The sequence below is a fragment of the Vibrio sp. Vf1514 genome (assembly GCF_052076135.1).
Classification (GTDB): domain Bacteria; phylum Pseudomonadota; class Gammaproteobacteria; order Enterobacterales; family Vibrionaceae; genus Vibrio; species Vibrio furnissii.
In genome coordinates this window covers 1,750,579-1,768,770 of the sequence record NZ_CP197267.1, presented here as the reverse complement: position 1 = coordinate 1,768,770, position 18,192 = coordinate 1,750,579, and the positions used below count along the sequence as shown (strand labels likewise).

The following is an 18,192-nucleotide window of genomic DNA, read 5'->3' as shown; positions in this document are numbered from 1 at the left end:
CATGTCACAGCGACAATGCGACCTTGTCACCGTGGTAAAGTTTCGATGTCAACAAAGCGTTAGCACCAAAACGAGCGCGGATACTACCATTCAAATGCGCTTCCGGCAATAGAAAAACATGGGCAAACACGCTGTTGGGCGTGGATTTAACCAATGTTTGCTGCTTTCACCATCTCGCTCTGTTTCAAGGCGGCTTTTGGGGGCGACAATCACGCCGCGCCCGTTGCCTCAAACAATCACGAGGATATGGGGTGCAAGGGCGTCACAAAGTCGGTTGTTTGAGCCTTAAAACGGCGGACAATCCGCCCAGTTTGCTGCGTGAAAGGGTGAGCGCGCCCTGATAGCTGTGCGCCATTTCACTCACAATGTTCAAGCCCAATCCGGTGCCGGGCTGTGTTTCGTCGAGGCGCACGCCGCGTTTGACCGCGTCATGAAGTTTGCTGTCGTCAATGCCGGGGCCATCGTCCTCGATACAGATCTCAACCCATTTTTTATCGACGACGCGGCTATGCACGCGAATCAGCGAATGCGCCCATTTATAGCTGTTTTCCAACAGGTTCCCCGCCATCTCATCAAAGTCGGTGGTGTCGACGGCGACTTCGACGTCAGAGTCGAGTTCGTTGACCAACACAATCTCTCGTTCTGCGTAGACTTTATCGAAGGCCATGGCAATCCGATCGACCCGCTCGCCGGGGCAAGTTTTCACCGCCAGAATATTCGCTGAACCGGCCATGCGGGCGCGGCCAAGGTGGTAATCAATCTGGTTTTGAATCTGCGTCATCGGCTGTAGCAAGGTGTCGCGTTGCTCTGGCGGCAATGACGCCACCTCGTTCTTTAACACCGACAGCGGCGTTTTCAGTGCGTGTGAGAGGTTGCCTGCATGATTGCGAGCGCGTTCAAGCAGCTCCTGATAATGAAACAGCAGGGCGTTGAGATCGTTCACCAACGGCGAAATTTCTTTCGGATAGGTTTCATCCAGCCCCGATTGTTCCCCTTTACGCAGCGCCACCAGTTCTTTTTGCATTTTACCTAATGGCCATAACGACCAAGAGATTTGCGCCGAAATCAACACCAAAACGCCGATAAACAGCATGCCCAAAATCACCCATAGCTGGCTCACGACTTGATTCAGGGTTGCCATGATGGGAGCTTCATCGACACCGATCACAATCGAAATCGGGTTGGAAAATTCGGGCAAGTACACCGTGCGCGTTAAAATGACCAGCGGTTCATCTTTTGCGCCCAGATAGGTGGTTTTCAAACCATGGTCGTGCTTGGTCAGCGCTTTATCCCATAACGAGCGAGAGCGCAACTCTTGGCTGCCGACACTGGCGGTCCAATACAGGCCGCTGTAGGGTTGATAAAATCGTGGGTCAGACAAACGAATCGCCAGGCTCAAACTGCCGCGATTGTTGGCCTCGAGGTTGGCGGTGATTTCGTCCATCGACAGGCGCAACTGGGTTTTGACATCCGACACTAGATAGTCTTTCACCAAGCTGGGAATGATGTAACCGGCAGATAGGATCATCGCGCTCAGCCACAAGGTGGCCGCTAACAATAAGCGGCTTTTGAGGCTGAGACGCTTGAACGGCGACGTTCTATTCGGCATGCAGTTGATACCCTAAACCGCGTACAGTTTTGATGATGTTCGGCGCGATCTTTTTGCGGATTCGGCCGATAAACACTTCGATGGTGTTGGAGTCGCGATCAAAATCTTGCTTGTAAATGTGTTCCACCAACTCAGTGCGAGAAATGACTTTTTCGGGGTTATGCATAAAGTAGGCGACCACCTTGTATTCCAACGCGGTGAGGTTGATGGCTTGTCCACGCCACATCACTTTGGAGCTGCGCGTGTCGAGGCTCAAATCGCCAATTTGCATCACCGGTGAGGCGTTGCCTGACGCTCGGCGCAGTTGCGCACGAATGCGCGCGATGAGTTCCACCATTTCAAATGGTTTGGTGAGGTAATCGTCGGCCCCTGCGTTCAACCCTTCCACTCGCTGGGTTAAGGTATCGCGCGCGCTGAGAATGACCACCGGCGTGTTAATGTTCTCATCACGAATGCCTTTCAAGACGGTCAACCCATCAAGTTTGGGCAGGCCAAGGTCGAGGACAATCACATCCCATTCTTCAGACGTGGCGCGGTAAAGCGCATCAATGCCGTCTTGCGACAATTCGGGCACCCAGCCGGTCTGTTCAAGCGATGCAATGATTTGTTCACCCAGGCGAGCGTCGTCTTCCACTACCAATATTTTCATGATGTTTCTCTATTTTTTGATGACGTCGAGGACGTTACGTCCACGAATAGACATTAGCTCAAGGGTGGCGGCGTTGTATTCCACACGAATCACTTTATTGTCATAAACCAGTTTCAGTTCATAAACCCATTCATCATCGTCTTCATCTAGTTCTACCTTAATGACGCGTCCATTTAACTGTTGGTCGATGGCGGCATACAACTCGGAAAACGGGCGAATTTTGCCTTGGCGAACGGCTTCAAACACTTCGTCTTGGTCTTCGTCGATTTTGACGCGCGCCCCTTCTTTGTAGGCGTCTTGGATAAATTCATGCGATACATCGTCGCCCGCGAAAGCTGGCAGAGAAAGGCTGCTGCAAAGAGCAAGGCATGCGAACGCTTTCATGTGTCGATTCAACATATTAGCTACCTGTTCAGTCACATGCCGTCAGTATATAAAAATGAAAATGAATAGAAAGTGAATCAACCGTGTTGCGGCGATTAACTCAGCTCATCTGCGAAGATTTTGTCGCGCATTTTCCAGAAGCGCCCCGATTTACGGGCAATCACAAATTGGGGCGGGCGAAAGCGGTGTTGATTGTTGACCACTTTGCTGGGCGACGCTTCCTCGAACGGGCGGTGCTTGTCGGCCAAATGCGGACGCACAAAGCGTTCTTTGAACGTGGCTTTTTGTTTGGCGGTCGTGAGCGACCAAAACTCATGCACCTGCGCGTTGTTGTCTCCGCGGTAGGTCACTTTGAGTTGGGACTTGCCTTTGTCGTCTTTCAACACCGACAAATCCATTTCAAGGCACTCAAATACCAACGCATCTTTCAGATTCAGCGCTTCTTTGAGTTTTTTGTCGGGATCCACCAACGTCGCATCGCACTCGTGGCAAATGCGCGCTGCGATGTCGTTGTCTGCTCCGCATTCGCCGCAGTATTTGGCGCGAAAGCGATAGCCGCAGTGTTCGCGCTCGCCGGTTTCTTCATCGGTGAAATACCCTTGGCAGCGGCGGCCGTAGTGTTCAATCAAAAAACCGTTGCTGTCGAGTTTGCCCCAAAAGTTGTTGTTAAAACCGCAAGCCGGGCAGGGAATGGTGATGATTTCACTGTCGGAATCGGGTTTGGGATCGCCAACTTCCGGCTGATATAAATCGTAGGTGTTGCCCGCATAATCAAGCACCAGACATTCGGTTTTCCCCGGCGAAAGGCGCAAACCCCGCCCGACGATTTGTTGATACAAGCTGACCGATTCGGTGGGGCGCAAAATGGCAATCAGATCCACGTGCGGCGCATCGAAACCGGTGGTCAGCACCGACACATTGACGAGAAACTTTAACTCCCGTTGCTTGAAGCGTTGAATGATCGCATCACGCTCGGGCGAGGGCGTATCGCCAATCACAATGTCGGATTCCGACTCTGGCAGCAAGCTGAGAATTTCCTGCGCGTGACGCACGGTGGCGGCGAAGACCATCACGCCTTGTTTGTCGGCGGCGAGTTGAATGATTTGCGCGACAATTTGCGGTGTGGCGCGTTTTGACTGCTCGATCACCAAATCCATGTCGGATTCTTTGTAGCGCCCGGTGTTGGCGGGTTTCAATTGCGAGAAATCATAGCTCAGTACGGGCGCGTCAATCAGTCGCGCTGGGGTAAGAAATCCTTCATCCAACAGATAACGAATCGGTAATTCAAAAATGCAGTCGCGGAAAAAGCGTGGCTCTTCGCTGCGCACCAAACCGCGCGTGTGGTACTGATAAATCCAACCCATGCCCAAACGATACGGCGTGGCGGTCAGGCCCAACACCTTCATGCCCGCATTGAGTTCCAGCAGGTGGGTGATGACTTTTTGATAGCTGCTGCTTTTTTCGTCTGGCACGCGGTGGCATTCGTCGATCACCAACAGCGAAAACTGGTTTTTGAACGCGTCGAGGTTGCGTACCACCGATTGTACTGAGGCAAACACCACTTGTTGATCGGTCTCTTTGCGGCCAAGGCCTGCTGAGAAGATGGCGCCTTTGAGGCCATAGCCTTCGTACTTGGCGTGGTTTTGTTCCACCAACTCTTTCACGTGTGCTAGCACCAACACGCGACCTTTGGCTAAGCGCGCCAATTCGGCGATCACCAAACTTTTACCAGCGCCGGTTGGTAGCACAATCACAGCGGGGGTTGCGTGTTGACGAAAGTAGTGGATCACTGCTTTCACGGAATCGGTTTGATAGGGGCGAAGTGTGTACATGCGGGCCAGCGATAATATCGGTGAAATAGTTCAACTATTTGGTGTCAGCCCGCTATAATACCCGACTTCAAGCAGATGAGGTATTCATGCGTTTAGATAAATTCTTGTGTGATGCGCTGGGCAGCACACGAAAAGAAGCCACTCAGATTCTAAAAAGTGGCGATGTAACCGTTGATGGTAAAATTCAAAAAAGCGGTTCAGTCCAAGTGACGGAAGCATCCGTGGTGGCATGGCAAGAGCGCCAACTGTCTCTGACGGGGCCACGTTACATTATGTTGTATAAGCCAGAAGGGTTTGTTTGCTCGCATGAAGATGGCTTTAATCAAACGGCATTTGTTCTGCTCGATGAAGTGAATATGCGCGGCCTGCATTTTGCGGGCCGTTTGGATGTGGATACCACGGGCTTGGTGCTGATCACCGATGATGGCCAGTGGTCTCACCGGATTACGTCGCCGAAGCACAAGTGCGACAAAACGTACCGCGTGTGGTTGGCCGATGCGGTTCAAGCGGATTACGCTGAGAAATTGGCTCACGGGATTGAGCTGCGTAACGAGCGTGAACTGACGCTGCCTGCGCACATGGAATTGGTCAACGCTGACGAAAACGAAGTGCTGCTGACCATTCATGAAGGCAAGTATCATCAGGTGAAACGCATGTTTGCGGCGCTCGGAAACAAAGTCGAAGCGCTGCACCGCGAGCGCGTGGGCGAGATCGTGCTGGATGAGTCCTTGGAACCGGGCGAATACCGTTACCTCTCGGAAGCGGAAGTGGCGTCCATTTGGAAGTAACTGATGACTCTGTCAGGAAACAAAAGGTAAATTAGGAAATAGTTTGTTTCCTAATAAGAACTAGAAGTTTACGCGTATTTCCCTAATCTGTGACGCGTTTACTCAATGATCGAAGTGCGGCACCTTGTTGTCGCACTTCGTATTTTTATCAAAGTGGAGATTTATGACCTCGAATACTGCTTCCCCTCAGCATGATGCTTCGAAGCTCGGTTTTCTGTTGTTTGTGGTGCTTGGCGCGATTGGCGCGTTAACCCCATTGGCGATCGACATGTATCTACCCGCGATGCCGGCGATTGCTCGCGATCTCGGTGCCAGTGCCGGCGCGGTTCAAATTACGTTAACGGCCTATACGGCCGGGTTTGCTATCGGCCAACTTTTGCATGGCCCCCTTGCCGATAGTTACGGCCGTCGTCCGGTGATGCTGTGCGGCATTCTTCTGTTTGCCATCGCATCCATGGTGAGTGCGACCACCGATGGCATTGATGCGTTAACCATGATTCGCGCAGCGCAAGGGTTTGCTGGCGCGGCGGCGGCAGTGGTGATTCAGGCGGTGGTGCGTGATATGTTCGACCGCGAAGACTTTGCGCGTGCGATGTCGTTTGTGACGCTGGTGGTGACGTTAGCGCCGCTGTTGGCGCCAATGATCGGCGGGCACTTAGCGGTTTGGTTTGGCTGGCGTTCAATTTTCTGGGCATTGGCGATTTTTTCTGCGGTGGTGATCGCGATGGTGTTCTGGAAAATTCCGGAGACGCTGTCGGCCGAAAATCGTCAGCCGCTGCATTTTAAAAGCACCATCAAAAACTACGTTCAACTGTGTCGCAATAGCGAAGCGATGGGGCTGATTTTCGCTGGCGCGTTTTCGTTCTCCGGTATGTTTGCCTTCTTAACTGCCGGTTCGTTTGTGTACATCGATATTTATGGCGTCACGCCGAATGAGTTTGGTTACTTGTTTGGCCTGAACATTGTCGCCATGATTGCGATGACCAGCCTCAATGGCCGTGTGGTGAAGAAAGTGGGTTCACATGCCATGCTGCGCTTTGGCTTGTTCGTACAGTTGCTGGCGGGGATTGGCTTGTTCGTCGGTTGGCTCATGGGCGTAGGATTATGGGGCACGGTGCCGTTTGTGGTGCTGTTTGTCGGCTCCATTTCTACCATTGGTAGTAACTCCATGGGGCTATTATTAAGTGGTTACCCGCGCATGGCGGGAACGGCATCCTCTTTGGCTGGAACGTTGCGCTTTGGTACGGGGTCGCTGGTGGGCGCGCTAGTGGCCGCGATGCCCGGTGACGTGACGTGGCCAATGGTTTTCGTGATGGCCGGATGTTCGGTATTATCAGCAAGTTTTTATTGGATCTTAGGAAGAAAAGCGTAGTGGCAGATTACTACTTGGAAATTCAGAATGTCGTGAATACGGCATTGGCAGAGTTAGATGCTGAACATCGTTCAGGCAAGCTGGTGAATGCACCAGTGGCCAATAATCATTTTTTGGTGCATTGGGTAACCAAGGCGCTGAAAGGCCAACGTTTCCATCGTTGTGTGGTGGATGATCTCTCGCGCTGGCAGAAAGCAGGGCGTTCTAAAGGCAATCAATCTGAATTGCTGTTTACCTTCAAACGTATTTCCGCATATTACGCGTCGTTTTTTAATGACGCGCGCGACAACACCATCACCGACAAGAAAATCGAGCAGTTCCTCGACACGATGGAGCAGGACGGTTGGGAAGTTTCGACCTCTGAGCCGCTGGTGAACTGTGGCAAAGTGCAGATTTTCACGGATGGACAAAACTCACTGGCGCTGTGCGCTACGCAATGTGAGTCCTGTTTTGAAGGGGAACTGCTGACCAAACCAATGAGTTGGTTTGTCCGTGGTCATCATGCTGGGTTTGTTGAGAAAGCGGCAGCGGCCGGATTCATGCTGCACAAGCGCACCGATTATAAATCCAACGTGAAATATCACGGTGAATACCTTGTTTACCCGGGCAATATGGGACTGCAGGTGGCGGAAATTCCGCTGTCATTCAAAGCGGATTGATGCTCAGCAAGCTGATGTTCGACACGGATTGACATGAACGGGGTCGATTGAAGGAACGCTTTGCGGCATTCCTCTAACATCAGGTAAAAAGTAACATCAGATAAAAAGCAACATCGGAGAAAAAGGTGCTGAGATTCAGCGCCTTTTTTGTTGCGCTTTTTTCACGATGGCTTTCACCATGCCGTTAAAAATAAACAGATGCGCGGGCATCATGGCAAACCAATACAACAAGCCCAGAAAACCTTGTGGATGCCACCACGCGGTGACGTTGAGCTCGCGTTTGCCGTTCACCTCTTTGATCGTAAATTCAAGGCGCCCCAGCCCCGGGCCTTTCATGCCAAAAAACAGCGATAAAAAGCGATTGGGCTCGCTGCGAATGACTTTCCATGAGTCGAGAAAATCTCCCACCTGCAACTCTGGCCCCGGCGGACTGCGGCGCACTGGCTTGCCACCGCCGAAGAACAGATCGAGCCACTCGCGCGTGCGCCACAATACGTTGGCAAAGAAATATCCTTCTTCACGGCTACCGATGGTACGAATCACCGCCCATAATTGCTGCGCACTCACGTCGGTGGTGATGGTGGCCCCCGCTTGTTTGGGGTAGTAGCCAAAACCCGGTTGCCAACGGTTGAGGGCATTGGGATCAAAGCCCCACACTTCGGTTCGCACAAAGACCCCTTCCTGATCAATGGTGTGTTTGGCCGCGTCGTAATAACTGATCAACGGTTGCGGATAACGCTGCTGAATCTCTTCTGCATGGGCGACATAGTCGTGCGATAAGCCGTCAAGCAAGGCACGACCGATACTCGATGGCACTGAGGTAACCAACCCAAGCCAGTACGACGCCATGCGCGGCGTGAGGAGTGAGGTCGACCACAGGCGAAACGGCTTTTTCGCCAATTCGCAAATCACGCGAAATTGTTCGCGGTAGGTGAGGGTATCCGGGCCACCTGCTTCAAATAGCTGATGTGTGGTTGGCGTCTCTTTCGCCAGATTAAGAAGGTAATGATTGAGGTTTGCCAGCGCAATTGGGTTGGCTTTGGAATCCACCCATTTGGGCGCAATCAAAATCGGTAAGTTATAGACAAAATCGCGCATGATCTCGAACGCCGCCGAACCGGGGCCGATGATCACGCCGGCGCGCAGCTCGGTCACAGGCACTTGACTTTGGCGCAAAATATCGCCGGTTTCACGCCGTGCTTGCAAGTGCTCGGAGTGACCCGTGTGTGGTTGCAAGGCACTCAAGTAGATGACGTGCTGAACCTCGCTTTGATCGAGCGCGTGTTTAAAGTGATGCGCGAGTGAAAGTTCGTAATCGACAAAGTCATGGCCTTGTGCCATGCCATGAACCAGAAAAAACACCAAATCAAATTGTGGCACCAGCGCCAGCGTGGCTGCTTCATCGGCAAGATCCAATGGGGTGATGGTGAGCTGAGGATGGGGCGCAATGCGCATGGTGAGATAGTCGGTGTGGCGTGACGCTGCAGTGACTTGGTACCCTTCTGCCAGTAGCAGGGGCAGCAGTTGAGAGCCAACATAGCCGGACGCACCCAGCACGAGAACTTTCTTCATTCGTCATCCTTTGAATGGAGTGGTGTGATTATGAGCATACGCGTATAATAGCTGCTCATTTTTCCCCTTGCTATCAAACTCTTGCCTTTGAGGTGTTCTGTTGTCTGTTATCTCTCAAGTTTTACATCACACTCGGGGTGATTTTTTCCGCCGTTTAGTGGCGATTGCGCTGCCCATCAGCCTGCAAAGCATCATGTTTTCGAGTCGTGGTCTGGTCGACGTATTAATGCTGGGCCAATTGGGAGAAGCAGAGATTGCCGCCGTGGGCGTGGCTGCGCGCGCGACGTTTGTCACCACCATTATGTTGGTGGGCGTGACCACCGGCGGCGCCTTATTGACGGCGCAGTATTGGGGCGCAGCGAACAAGCAAGGTGTACGTGAAAGTACCGCGTTGACTTGGTTGGTCTCGATGTTCTTTGCCCTGTTTACCGTGGCGCTGTTTTTAATCTTCCCCACTCAGATCATGGGATTGACAACTGATTCGGCGCGAGTCAACGAGCTGGGTACGCAATACTTGGTGATCACGTCATTTAGTATGTTTGCGGTGGCGTGTGTCAGTAGTATGGCCGTTGGTCTACGCGCAATGCACAAACCGGGCATCAGCACCTTCTTCAGCGGCATTGGGATTTTATCCAACGTCTTCCTGAACTGGATTTTGATTTTCGGGAAGTTCGGTTTGCCGGCAATGGGCATTCAGGGTGCGGCGATTGCGACGCTACTCAGTGGTTTGATTGAAGTCGCAACCTTGTATGGTTACCTCTACGGTAAACATCACTTGTTGGCCTTCCACCTTGGCGACATTCGCGCCGTGATGGTGTGGAAAACCATTGCGCGTTTTCTTAAGCTCTCGCTGCCGACCACCTTTAATTTCCTCGGCTGGGCCGGGGGCTTGTTCGCTTATCACGCCATCATGGGCCAAACCGGCGTGCAAGGCTTGGCAGCGCTGTCGGTGATGACGCCCGTTGAGTCTATTTCTTTGAGTTTGCTGATAGGCATGTCGAATGCGGCGGCGGTGCTGGTGGGGAACCAACTTGGCGCGAAGAATTTTGAGGCTGTCTATTATCAAGCGCTGGGGATCACCTTCCTCAGTTTGGGCGTGGGAATTGTGGTGGCAATGCTGCTGTTTGTTGTACAAATTCCGATCCTCAACTCGTTTAGTGCTCTAACGGTTGAAACTCGTGAGTTGGCTGAAGAATTCATCATGATCTTGAGTTTGGGCATTGTGCTGCGCTCAATTCCGATGACGATTATTGTGGGGGTACTGCGCGCGGGTGGGGATGTAAAATTCTGCCTCGGCCAAGACATGATCGCACAATGGGTGATCGGCATTCCTTTGGCGGCGTTTGCAGCAATTTATCTCCATGCGAAACCAGAATGGATCTATTTACTGTTTTTAACAGAAGAAGTGGTGAAATGGTTTGGGTCAATATGGCGCATGAAAAGCAAGAAGTGGATGCGCAATTTGATTGAAAACTAGACGTAAAACCATTTTGTAATGCATTTAAGTGCATATTTTGTGATCTGATATCCAAATTACTTCCTGTTGAAAGGGATTTAGTGTAGATTCTCAGTCCACTTTCCAATGACGACGAGCGATTTAATGTTACAGCTGATAGACCTGTCCAAAGGCTATGTGGATGGCGATGAATTCCACCCTGTATTGCAGGGAGCGCAGTTGACGTTAAATCAAGGCGATCAGTTGGCATTAATGGGCGAGAGCGGCTCGGGCAAGAGCACGCTACTCAACCTGATTGCCGGGCTGGATACCGCAGATTCTGGTGAAATTTGGTTTCCCGGATTTGGCATGCATAATAATGCCGAACACAAACGTACCGCCTTTCGTCGTAATAACATCGGTCATGTTTTTCAGCAGTTTAACCTGCTTCCCACCCTGAACATTGCCGACAACATCCGATTCTGTCGTCAGCTCAAAGGCTTGCCGGAAGATCAGGGGTTATGGCGTCAAATCCTGTCCGCGCTCGATCTCATGCCGCTGCTGGGACGTTATCCTGAAGAAGTGTCTGGTGGACAACAACAGCGTGCAGCAATTGCGCGTGCGCTGTATATGGAACCGACGCTCTTGCTTGCCGATGAACCGACCGGAAGTTTAGATGAGCGTAATGCAGAAGCGGTGATGCGTCTGTTAACCTCGTTGGCAAGGCAACTGGAGTGCACATTACTGTTGGTGACCCACAGTGAAAAAGTAGCGCAACACATGGAAGGTTGCATTCGTCTCCAGGGAGGACAACTTCATGTTATGGCCCGTAGTTAAAGCACTACTTGGGCATTACCGTCGCTACCCACTGCAGATCTTTCTTGTTTGGCTGGGCTTGACGCTCAGCGTTTCGCTATTGGTGGGCGTGACCGCTATTAACCAACATGCACGTCAAAGCTACGAGCATGGCGAAAAATTATTCTCCAATCCATTACCTTATCGCGTTCGTACCAAACACGCGGCCAATAAAATCCCGCAAGGTTTCTACGTTCAATTACGCCGTGATGGCTTTATTCAATGCGCCCCGTTTGATAACTATCGTTTGACCACCAAATCTGGCGTGGACATGACCCTAATCGGCATCGACCCGGTGGCCATGTTGCCGCTTGGCAATGGCAAAACCCTGAGTGAAATGCACACACTGGCGTTGATGACGCCGCCGTATCCGATCATGGTCAGCAAAGATTTTGCCTCCATCCAAGGTTGGGCGAATGGTGACTTTATCAAGTTGGATGACGGCTCGAAACTCGGCCCCGTGTTGATTGACAGCAACAACCTGATCAACGGCACGCGCGTGATCGCCGACTTGTCGCTGGTGCGGATGCTGAAGAAAAGCGCAGGTCTATCGGTGATTGCGTGTAGCGACATGCCGCCAGAAAAACTAGAAGCGCTGAAAAATTCGCTGCCCAACGGCATGACATTGGTGCGCAGCACGCGCTCAGAGCTGGAATCACTCACTCGCGCGTTTCACATGAACCTGACCGCGATGGGCATGCTCTCCTTCTTGGTGGGGTTGTTTATCTTCTATCAAGCGATGTCACTTTCGTTGATTCAACGTCAGCCGCTGGTGGGGATTTTGCGCCAAACCGGTGTGTCAGGTTGGCAATTAGCGAAAGCCTTGTCGATTGAGCTATTTGGCCTCGTTATTTTGAGCTGGGTGTGCGGGAACGTGTTTGGGCTGATTCTGGCCAATCAACTCATTCCATCCGTATCGGCGAGTTTGGCGAACCTGTATGAAGCGAACGTTGGGTTATCGATTCGTTGGGATTGGTCGTGGAGCAGTTACAGTCTGTTCATGGCAATTTTCGGTGCATTTGCTTCGTGCGCTTGGCCGTTGATTCGCTTGTTGCGCTCACAGCCGGTGCGTTTGACGACGCGTCTTTCTCTGGTGCGTTTTGCTGGCTCAGAGTTTACGTTGCAGGCTTTGGTGGCGTGCGGCTTGGGAATTGCTGCGTTCGCAGTCTACCAAGCGCCGAAAACCCAATCTTCGGGTTTTGCGATCATCGCCTTGATGCTGCTCAGTGCCGCGCTGGTCACGCCATTCTTGATCTGGAAAGTGTTCCTTAGTTTTTCCTACACGTTACGTTGGGTCAAAGTGCGTTGGTTCTTTGCTGATGCAGCGGCGAGTATGAGCTACCGCGGTGTGGCAACCATGGCATTCATGTTGGCGATGGCGGCGAATATTGGCGTCGAAACCATGGTCGGCAGTTTCCGCGACACCACCGAAAAATGGCTGACACAACGTTTGGCGGCGGATGTATATCTTTATCCAACCAACAGCTCGGCATCGCGCATGAGTGATTGGCTGATCAAGCAACCTGAAGTGCAAGATGTGTGGTGGCGCTGGGAAAAAGACTTCTCCACCGACAAAGGGGTGTTGCAGGTGGTCAGTACCGGTGCGTCCGACGGTGAGCTGGATTCACTGACGGTGAAGTTGGGCGTGCCAAACTATTGGTATCATCTACACAATTCGCGGGGCGTGATGATCAGTGAATCGATGGCGATCAAACTGGGCATTCGCCCGGGCGATTACATCGATTTGTCGATGCCGTTGGGGCAGGGCTGGCTGGTTGTCGGCGTCTATTACGATTACGGCAACCCGTACAATCAGGTGCTGATGTCGCATCGCAACTGGCTGTACGCCTTTGCGGGCACAGGGAATGTCGCTTTGGCGGTTAAATTGCACGAAGGCATTCACGGCGAAGGACTGAAGAAACGTTTGGATACCGTCTTCCGCCTCGACTCGGAACGTATTTTTGATAACACCGGCATCCATCAACAGGCGATGCGCGTGTTTGACCGCACGTTTGCCATTGCCGGAACACTGGGTAACATCACGCTCTTGATCGCTGTGTGCGGTATCTTCTTTGCTACCTTGGCAGGAGAAGTGTCTCGTCAGCGTCATATTTCGCTGCTGCGTTGTTTGGGCGTATCCGGCAAAGAGTTGGTGATCATCGGCGCGTTGCAACTGTTTGTATTCGGCGCAATTGCGTTGCTGATTGCGATGCCGCTTGGGATCGCGCTAGCGAAATTGGTGGTTGATGTGGTTATTCGTCAGTCGTTTGGATGGACCATGGAACTGCAACTGATCCAAGGCGCGTATGCGCGCACGGCCTTGTGGTCGATGTTGGCCTTGATTGTCGCAGGCGCACTGCCCGTGATTCGCTTGGTGAGACAGTCAGCGATGAAGTCGTTAAGGGATGCGCTGTAATGAAGACGCTGAAGAAAAACATGAAGTTAGCGGCGGCAACGCTGGTGTGTGTGGGCATCATTGCGTTGATCGGCTATCTGACGTACTTGCTGTTTTTTACTCAGAAACAGGAAAGTCACGGCGATGACCTTCATTCGACGCTCACTTCGCAGCGCCATCAGGTCTACGAACCGGTTTTACCGAATCATCCGGTGACGCTGCCTGGCGATTTTGCATTTCATCCCCAGTTTCAACATGAATGGTGGCATTTCTTCGCCAACGTGACGGACGAAAATGGCCAACATTACGGTGTGCAATGGAACTATTTCCGCATCGCCAATGACGACAGAAACACCATCGGTTGGCAAAGTCCTCAGCTTTATTTATCACACACCGTGATTTCGACGCGTGACCACGTTTGGCGCGAACAGCGGATCGCGCGTGGTGGTATTGGCCAAGCGGGCATGAATAGTCAGCCGTTTCGTTTGTGGATCGATAACTGGAACTGGCGCTCGCTGGGCAATGGGCCGCTACCGGGGCTATTGAGTGTTAATACCGATTCCTTTGCGCTGTTGCTACAAATGACCGCGTCAGGTCCTTATGTGCTGCCGGGCGATAAAGGGTATCAAACCAAACACGATTTATTACCAGTGGCATCTTACAACATTCAAGCGCCTTTCATTCAAGTGCGTGGCAAGCTTCAACTGAGTAAAAACACGCCGCCTGTGACGGTTGAAGGTACGGCGTGGGTGAGTAAAGAGTGGGGCAGTGGCCTGTTGGCTGAAGGGCAACAAGGTTGGGATTGGTTTGTGTTGGAACTTGATGACAGGACCACGTTGACCGTCAGCCGTTACCGCCATTCATTGCAACTGCCTTACGTGTTTGGCACGTTGTCGACCAAGGATGGCAAGGTGATTGCGCTGAAAGAGTCTGACATTCAGATCAAGCCTGTGCACTTAACGTCACTGGCGAATGGGAAATCGGTGCCGCTGCAATGGCATATTTCAATTCCAAGCCAGAACATCAACATCTCTACCAGCGTGCTCAATCAACATTTGTGGTTGCCGTTTGCACTGCCATATTGGGAAGGCCCGATTTACGCCGTGGGGTCACATCGCGCCAAAGGTTTCATGCAGTTAACCGGTTACTGAGCCATGTTTGCGAACGTGAGTCGCCATCAAACATGGGTTATATTTTATCGGGAACCACTCAGTGGTTCCCGTTTTGTTATGTACGCGTTCGAAAATGTAGCGTTTTATTTCCTATACTTATATTTCGGTCTTTATTGACGGAATATACGTACCATTGGCTTTAATTGTTCGGTTTTTCCGATGCTAAGCTTCATTACAAGCGATTTTTCAACCAATCTGCGAGTGGCTACACTATTTGCCTATTCTTAAGTATCGTTTATTAACATAACAATAAGGACGATGAAATGACTGATATGATTCGTGACTTCTTTAAATTGGAGTCCGCCGGGGGAATTATCCTAGTGATTGCCGCAGTGGTCGCTATGACAATTGCCAACTCTCCTTTAAATGACGTTTACCAAGGCGTACTGCACAGTTACGTGATGGGTATGTCGGTATCTCACTGGATCAACGACGGCCTGATGGCGGTGTTCTTCCTGTTGATCGGCCTCGAAGTCAAACGTGAATTATTGGAAGGTGCATTAAAATCCCGTGAAACGGCGATTTTCCCAGCGATTGCTGCAGTGGGCGGTATGCTGGCACCGGCACTGATCTACGTTCTATTTAACGCAGGCGATCCAGAAGCAATCCAAGGTTGGGCAATCCCAGCGGCGACGGATATCGCATTCGCGCTTGGTATTATGGCATTGCTGGGTAAGCGCGTCCCTGTGAGCCTCAAAGTCTTCCTGCTGGCATTGGCCATCATTGATGACTTGGGTGTGGTTGTCATCATCGCGCTGTTCTACACCAGCGACCTGTCAACCATGGCGCTTGTGGTTGGATTTATCATGACAGCTGTGCTGTTTGTGATGAACGCAAAACACGTAACGAAGATCAGCTTATACACCGTTGTGGGTCTGATTCTGTGGGTAGCCGTACTGAAATCTGGCGTCCACGCAACACTTGCGGGTGTGGTTATCGGTTTCGCGATTCCACTGAAAGGCAAAGCCGGTGAGCATTCACCACTGAAACATATGGAACATGCGCTGCATCCGTACGTTGCATTCGCTATCCTGCCTCTGTTTGCCTTTGCAAACGCAGGGATCTCACTGGACGGTGTGTCGATGTCTGGTCTTGCGTCAACATTGCCTCTGGGCGTGGCGTTGGGTCTGTTGGTTGGTAAGCCTCTGGGTATCTTCAGCTTCAGTGTGGCTGCCGTGAAATTGGGTGTGGCGAAGTTGCCAGAAGGCATTAACTTCAAGCATATCTTTGCGGTGTCTATCCTGTGTGGTATTGGTTTTACGATGTCGATCTTTATCTCATCACTGGCATTTGGTAGTGCACATGCCGACTACGATACCTACGCACGTTTGGGTATTCTGATGGGCTCGACGACTGCCGCCATTCTTGGTTACGTCCTGCTGAGAATGTCTCTGCCAAAGACAGCCGCTCAGTAATTCGACCGGATGCATTGAATCAACAAAGGCCCCGATGTTCGGGGCCTTTTCTTTTTAGAACCATTGTCGGATGTTGGAAAGTCTACTTTTTCAAGGTCGAGAAAATCGTCCACTCTTCGACCACTTTCTCTTTCAGGCCAACCACGGTGGCTGTCACACGTCGGTTTACGGCGTGCGCAGAGTTGGTATCTCCGTCATCCAGCAGACGTGTTTCACCAAAACCGATGATGCGCACGCGTTTGGGCGAGATGCCATAAGAGAGTAGTTTCCTTTCCACCGCTTCAGCACGTTTTTGTGAAAGTTCTTGATTGTATTCATTGGTCCCCACTTTACTGGTGTAACCCTGAATCTCAATGGAAGCACTCTGATAGGTTTTCAAAAATTCAGCCATGGCCTGAATTTGATCGGCAAACACGGGGTTTATCTCATACGAGTCATTGGCGAACAGGATGTGCAATTGACGCTTCGCCGAGTTTCGAATCACTTCGCCGCAGCCGTCGTTATCGATCTCTGCACCAGACGGTGTACCTGGGCAAATATCACGCGCATTGACGACACCATCGCTGTCATCATCTTGCAAATCAGCAATCTGATTCGCTTGCGGCGCCTCCATGTAGTCATACTCATCGTTGGCATACGCCGGAAAGGTCAACAGACTCGCCAGTATGGAGATTGAAAAGAGTTTAGTCGTCATATCAGTACTCCACTTTCTGTGTCCATTCTTCCGGAACATCCACCAACAGGGCATCGATCAACACACCGATGGCGTTCATCACGCGATACTTGGCGTATTGCTCGGCGTAGTTTGCGTCGAGATAGTCTTTACGAGCTTCAAACAGTTCGTTTTCGGTGTTGAGCAAATCCAGCAACGTACGTTGGCCGATTCGATACTGTTTCTCGTAGGCAATGACCGTCTGCGAGGCAGAATCGACATGGTCTGCGAGGAAGTTTTTCTGTTGCAGTGTTAAGTCGAGCGCACTCCAAGAGAGACGCAAGCTCTCTTCGATTTCGCGATAGGCGTTATCACGTAAATCTTTTGCTTTGTTGAGTTGGTATGCAGCACTTTCACTGCGGTCGCTATCGCTGCCACCGTTATACAGGTTGTATTTCAGACGCAGCATGGCCACCGTTTCACTGGCTCCACCTTCATAGCCGCCCGCATCGTCTCGCCATGTTTGACGAGCTTCAATAGAGAGCGTTGGGTAGTTGGTGCCTTTCGACTGCTTGTATTGAAAGCGTGCTGAGTCGACGTCTGCGGCTGCAATCTGAATGACCGGGTGGCTATCAAACGCTTCCACCAGTGCATCAGACAAAGACAATGGAATTTTAGACACATCGGCGCGCGGATAGAGCAAGCCCAGCGGCTCCTGTCCCACTAAACGGCGAAACTGCGTGTGTGTGTCGAACAAGTTGTTTTGCGCTGCAAGTAAGTTGCCTTGCGCTTTGGCGATCCGCGCTTCGACTTGCGTTAAGTCCGCCGTCGAGCCGACACCCGAATCAACCCGTTTTTTGATGTCACGATAAATTCGTTTATGCACCGCCAGATTACTCTCTGACAGAGCCAAGACTTCCGTCGCTTTCACGGCATTGAGGTAGACTTTGGTGACTTCCAACGCCATGTTGGACGCATCATCAAGAAGTTGTAGACGAACGGATTCAGCTTCCGCTGCTGTGCGATCCATGTCGTTGAGCGTGGCGTTACCGTCCCACAAAAGTTGGTTGAGGATGATGCTGGCTTCCTTTCGAGTCAGATCCGTATCGTCTCGGCCCACCGTATAAGCAGGTCGAATGCCTTCGTATCCGATCCCGGCATCTAAATCGATCGTCGGTAAGTAGGCGCCACCAGAAGCATCGCTTTCTTTCACGCTACTGACGAACTGGTTGTAACTGGCTTTGATTTCAGGATTGTTTGCTAAAGCAAGCGCAACAGCCTGTTCTAACGTTTGGGCTGAAGCTTGAAGCGGCAAAAACAACAAACATCCTGAGAGAAGTGGAATGTTCCGTTTCACAGGGGTGCTCCTATGGTTTTTATGGGTCTGTTGCTTCTCGCGTTTC

The 18,192-nt window shown here is 51.5% G+C and carries 15 protein-coding genes; 8 read left to right on the top strand and 7 right to left on the bottom strand.

The annotated features are described in order from the left end of the window. Positions 1-262: 262 nt before the first annotated feature. The 4 genes from ACS18Q_RS08150 to ACS18Q_RS08135 form a co-directional block, all read right to left on the bottom strand. Positions 263-1,609, bottom strand: a complete 1,347-nt coding sequence (locus ACS18Q_RS08150) for an ATP-binding protein (protein WP_441256899.1) — start codon at positions 1,607-1,609, stop codon at positions 263-265. Further along, the gene (locus ACS18Q_RS08145) at positions 1,599-2,258 is read right to left on the bottom strand and encodes a response regulator transcription factor (protein WP_014204965.1); all 660 of its coding nucleotides are present in this window, start codon (positions 2,256-2,258) and stop codon (positions 1,599-1,601) included. Before ACS18Q_RS08145 ends, ACS18Q_RS08150 begins: the two co-directional genes overlap by 11 nt. A 9-nt stretch (positions 2,259-2,267) precedes the next feature. Then, complete coding sequence (locus ACS18Q_RS08140; RefSeq protein WP_004725598.1) at positions 2,268-2,657, bottom strand: PepSY domain-containing protein; 390 nt, start codon at positions 2,655-2,657, stop codon at positions 2,268-2,270. 80 nt (positions 2,658-2,737) lie between these two features. Then, positions 2,738-4,474, bottom strand: coding sequence for a DEAD/DEAH box helicase (locus ACS18Q_RS08135; RefSeq protein ID WP_143678925.1), 1,737 nt, complete (start codon positions 4,472-4,474; stop codon positions 2,738-2,740). Between the two features lie 86 nt (positions 4,475-4,560). Here ACS18Q_RS08135 and rsuA point away from each other — a divergent pair, with 86 nt between their 5' ends. The 3 genes from rsuA (at position 4,561) to ACS18Q_RS08120 (ending at position 7,293) form a co-directional block, all read left to right on the top strand. Next, entirely contained in the window at positions 4,561-5,262 is a 702-nt protein-coding gene (rsuA, locus tag ACS18Q_RS08130; RefSeq protein WP_441256898.1) for a 16S rRNA pseudouridine(516) synthase RsuA, read from the top strand. Positions 5,263-5,425: 163 nt separating this feature from the next. Further along, positions 5,426-6,634 carry a Bcr/CflA family multidrug efflux MFS transporter gene (locus tag ACS18Q_RS08125; protein ID WP_004725604.1) on the top strand — a complete coding sequence of 403 codons (1,209 nt, stop codon included), beginning with the start codon at positions 5,426-5,428 and terminating at the stop codon, positions 6,632-6,634. After that, entirely contained in the window at positions 6,634-7,293 is a 660-nt protein-coding gene (locus tag ACS18Q_RS08120) for a DUF2913 family protein (RefSeq protein ID WP_206980287.1), read from the top strand. Before ACS18Q_RS08125 ends, ACS18Q_RS08120 begins: the two co-directional genes overlap by 1 nt. Before the next feature lie 135 nt (positions 7,294-7,428). Here the strand turns inward: ACS18Q_RS08120 and ACS18Q_RS08115 are convergent, their stop codons facing one another. Continuing rightward, positions 7,429-8,865, bottom strand: a complete 1,437-nt coding sequence (locus tag ACS18Q_RS08115; protein ID WP_441256897.1) for a DUF2867 domain-containing protein — start codon at positions 8,863-8,865, stop codon at positions 7,429-7,431. 100 nt (positions 8,866-8,965) lie between these two features. Between ACS18Q_RS08115 and ACS18Q_RS08110 the strand changes: the two genes are divergently transcribed. The 5 genes from ACS18Q_RS08110 to nhaA all read left to right on the top strand — a co-directional run bounded on the left by ACS18Q_RS08110 (position 8,966) and on the right by nhaA (position 16,137). After that, entirely contained in the window at positions 8,966-10,342 is a 1,377-nt protein-coding gene (locus ACS18Q_RS08110) for an MATE family efflux transporter (protein ID WP_394624607.1), read from the top strand. Between the two features lie 123 nt (positions 10,343-10,465). Further along, positions 10,466-11,137, top strand: coding sequence for an ABC transporter ATP-binding protein (locus tag ACS18Q_RS08105; RefSeq protein ID WP_004725612.1), 672 nt, complete (start codon positions 10,466-10,468; stop codon positions 11,135-11,137). After that, entirely contained in the window at positions 11,118-13,571 is a 2,454-nt protein-coding gene (locus ACS18Q_RS08100) for an ABC transporter permease (protein WP_154181228.1), read from the top strand. Before ACS18Q_RS08105 ends, ACS18Q_RS08100 begins: the two co-directional genes overlap by 20 nt. Beyond that, positions 13,571-14,701: a lipocalin-like domain-containing protein gene (locus ACS18Q_RS08095; RefSeq protein WP_441256896.1), complete on the top strand. Its 1,131-nt coding sequence runs from the start codon at positions 13,571-13,573 to the stop codon at positions 14,699-14,701. Before ACS18Q_RS08100 ends, ACS18Q_RS08095 begins: the two co-directional genes overlap by 1 nt. Before the next feature lie 284 nt (positions 14,702-14,985). After that, positions 14,986-16,137, top strand: coding sequence for a Na+/H+ antiporter NhaA (gene nhaA / locus ACS18Q_RS08090; RefSeq protein ID WP_004725618.1), 1,152 nt, complete (start codon positions 14,986-14,988; stop codon positions 16,135-16,137). An 82-nt stretch (positions 16,138-16,219) separates the two neighbouring features. Here nhaA and ACS18Q_RS08085 read toward each other — a convergent pair whose 3' ends face one another. Then, positions 16,220-16,831 (bottom strand): OmpA family protein, encoded by a 612-nt coding sequence (locus ACS18Q_RS08085; protein WP_038151059.1) that lies wholly within the window; start codon positions 16,829-16,831, stop codon positions 16,220-16,222. A gap of 1 nt (position 16,832) precedes the next feature. Continuing rightward, positions 16,833-18,110, bottom strand: coding sequence for a TolC family outer membrane protein (locus ACS18Q_RS08080; RefSeq protein WP_004725623.1), 1,278 nt, complete (start codon positions 18,108-18,110; stop codon positions 16,833-16,835). Positions 18,111-18,192: the final 82 nt, after the last annotated feature.

Excerpts from the sequence above, each read along its gene's own strand:
- ACS18Q_RS08105 (WP_004725612.1), top strand. The coding sequence starts at position 10,466 with ATGTTACAGCTGATAGACCTGTCCAAAGGCTATGTGGATGGCGATGAA.
- ACS18Q_RS08115 (WP_441256897.1), bottom strand. The coding sequence starts at position 8,865 with ATGAAGAAAGTTCTCGTGCTGGGTGCGTCCGGCTATGTTGGCTCTCAA.
- nhaA (WP_004725618.1), top strand. The coding sequence starts at position 14,986 with ATGACTGATATGATTCGTGACTTCTTTAAATTGGAGTCCGCCGGGGGA.
- rsuA (WP_441256898.1), top strand. The coding sequence starts at position 4,561 with ATGCGTTTAGATAAATTCTTGTGTGATGCGCTGGGCAGCACACGAAAA.
- ACS18Q_RS08140 (WP_004725598.1), bottom strand. The coding sequence starts at position 2,657 with ATGTTGAATCGACACATGAAAGCGTTCGCATGCCTTGCTCTTTGCAGC.
- ACS18Q_RS08135 (WP_143678925.1), bottom strand. The coding sequence starts at position 4,474 with ATGTACACACTTCGCCCCTATCAAACCGATTCCGTGAAAGCAGTGATC.
- ACS18Q_RS08150 (WP_441256899.1), bottom strand. The coding sequence starts at position 1,609 with ATGCCGAATAGAACGTCGCCGTTCAAGCGTCTCAGCCTCAAAAGCCGC.
- ACS18Q_RS08085 (WP_038151059.1), bottom strand. The coding sequence starts at position 16,831 with ATGACGACTAAACTCTTTTCAATCTCCATACTGGCGAGTCTGTTGACC.
- ACS18Q_RS08125 (WP_004725604.1), top strand. The coding sequence starts at position 5,426 with ATGACCTCGAATACTGCTTCCCCTCAGCATGATGCTTCGAAGCTCGGT.
- ACS18Q_RS08095 (WP_441256896.1), top strand. The coding sequence starts at position 13,571 with ATGAAGACGCTGAAGAAAAACATGAAGTTAGCGGCGGCAACGCTGGTG.
- ACS18Q_RS08145 (WP_014204965.1), bottom strand. The coding sequence starts at position 2,258 with ATGAAAATATTGGTAGTGGAAGACGACGCTCGCCTGGGTGAACAAATC.
- ACS18Q_RS08100 (WP_154181228.1), top strand. The coding sequence starts at position 11,118 with ATGTTATGGCCCGTAGTTAAAGCACTACTTGGGCATTACCGTCGCTAC.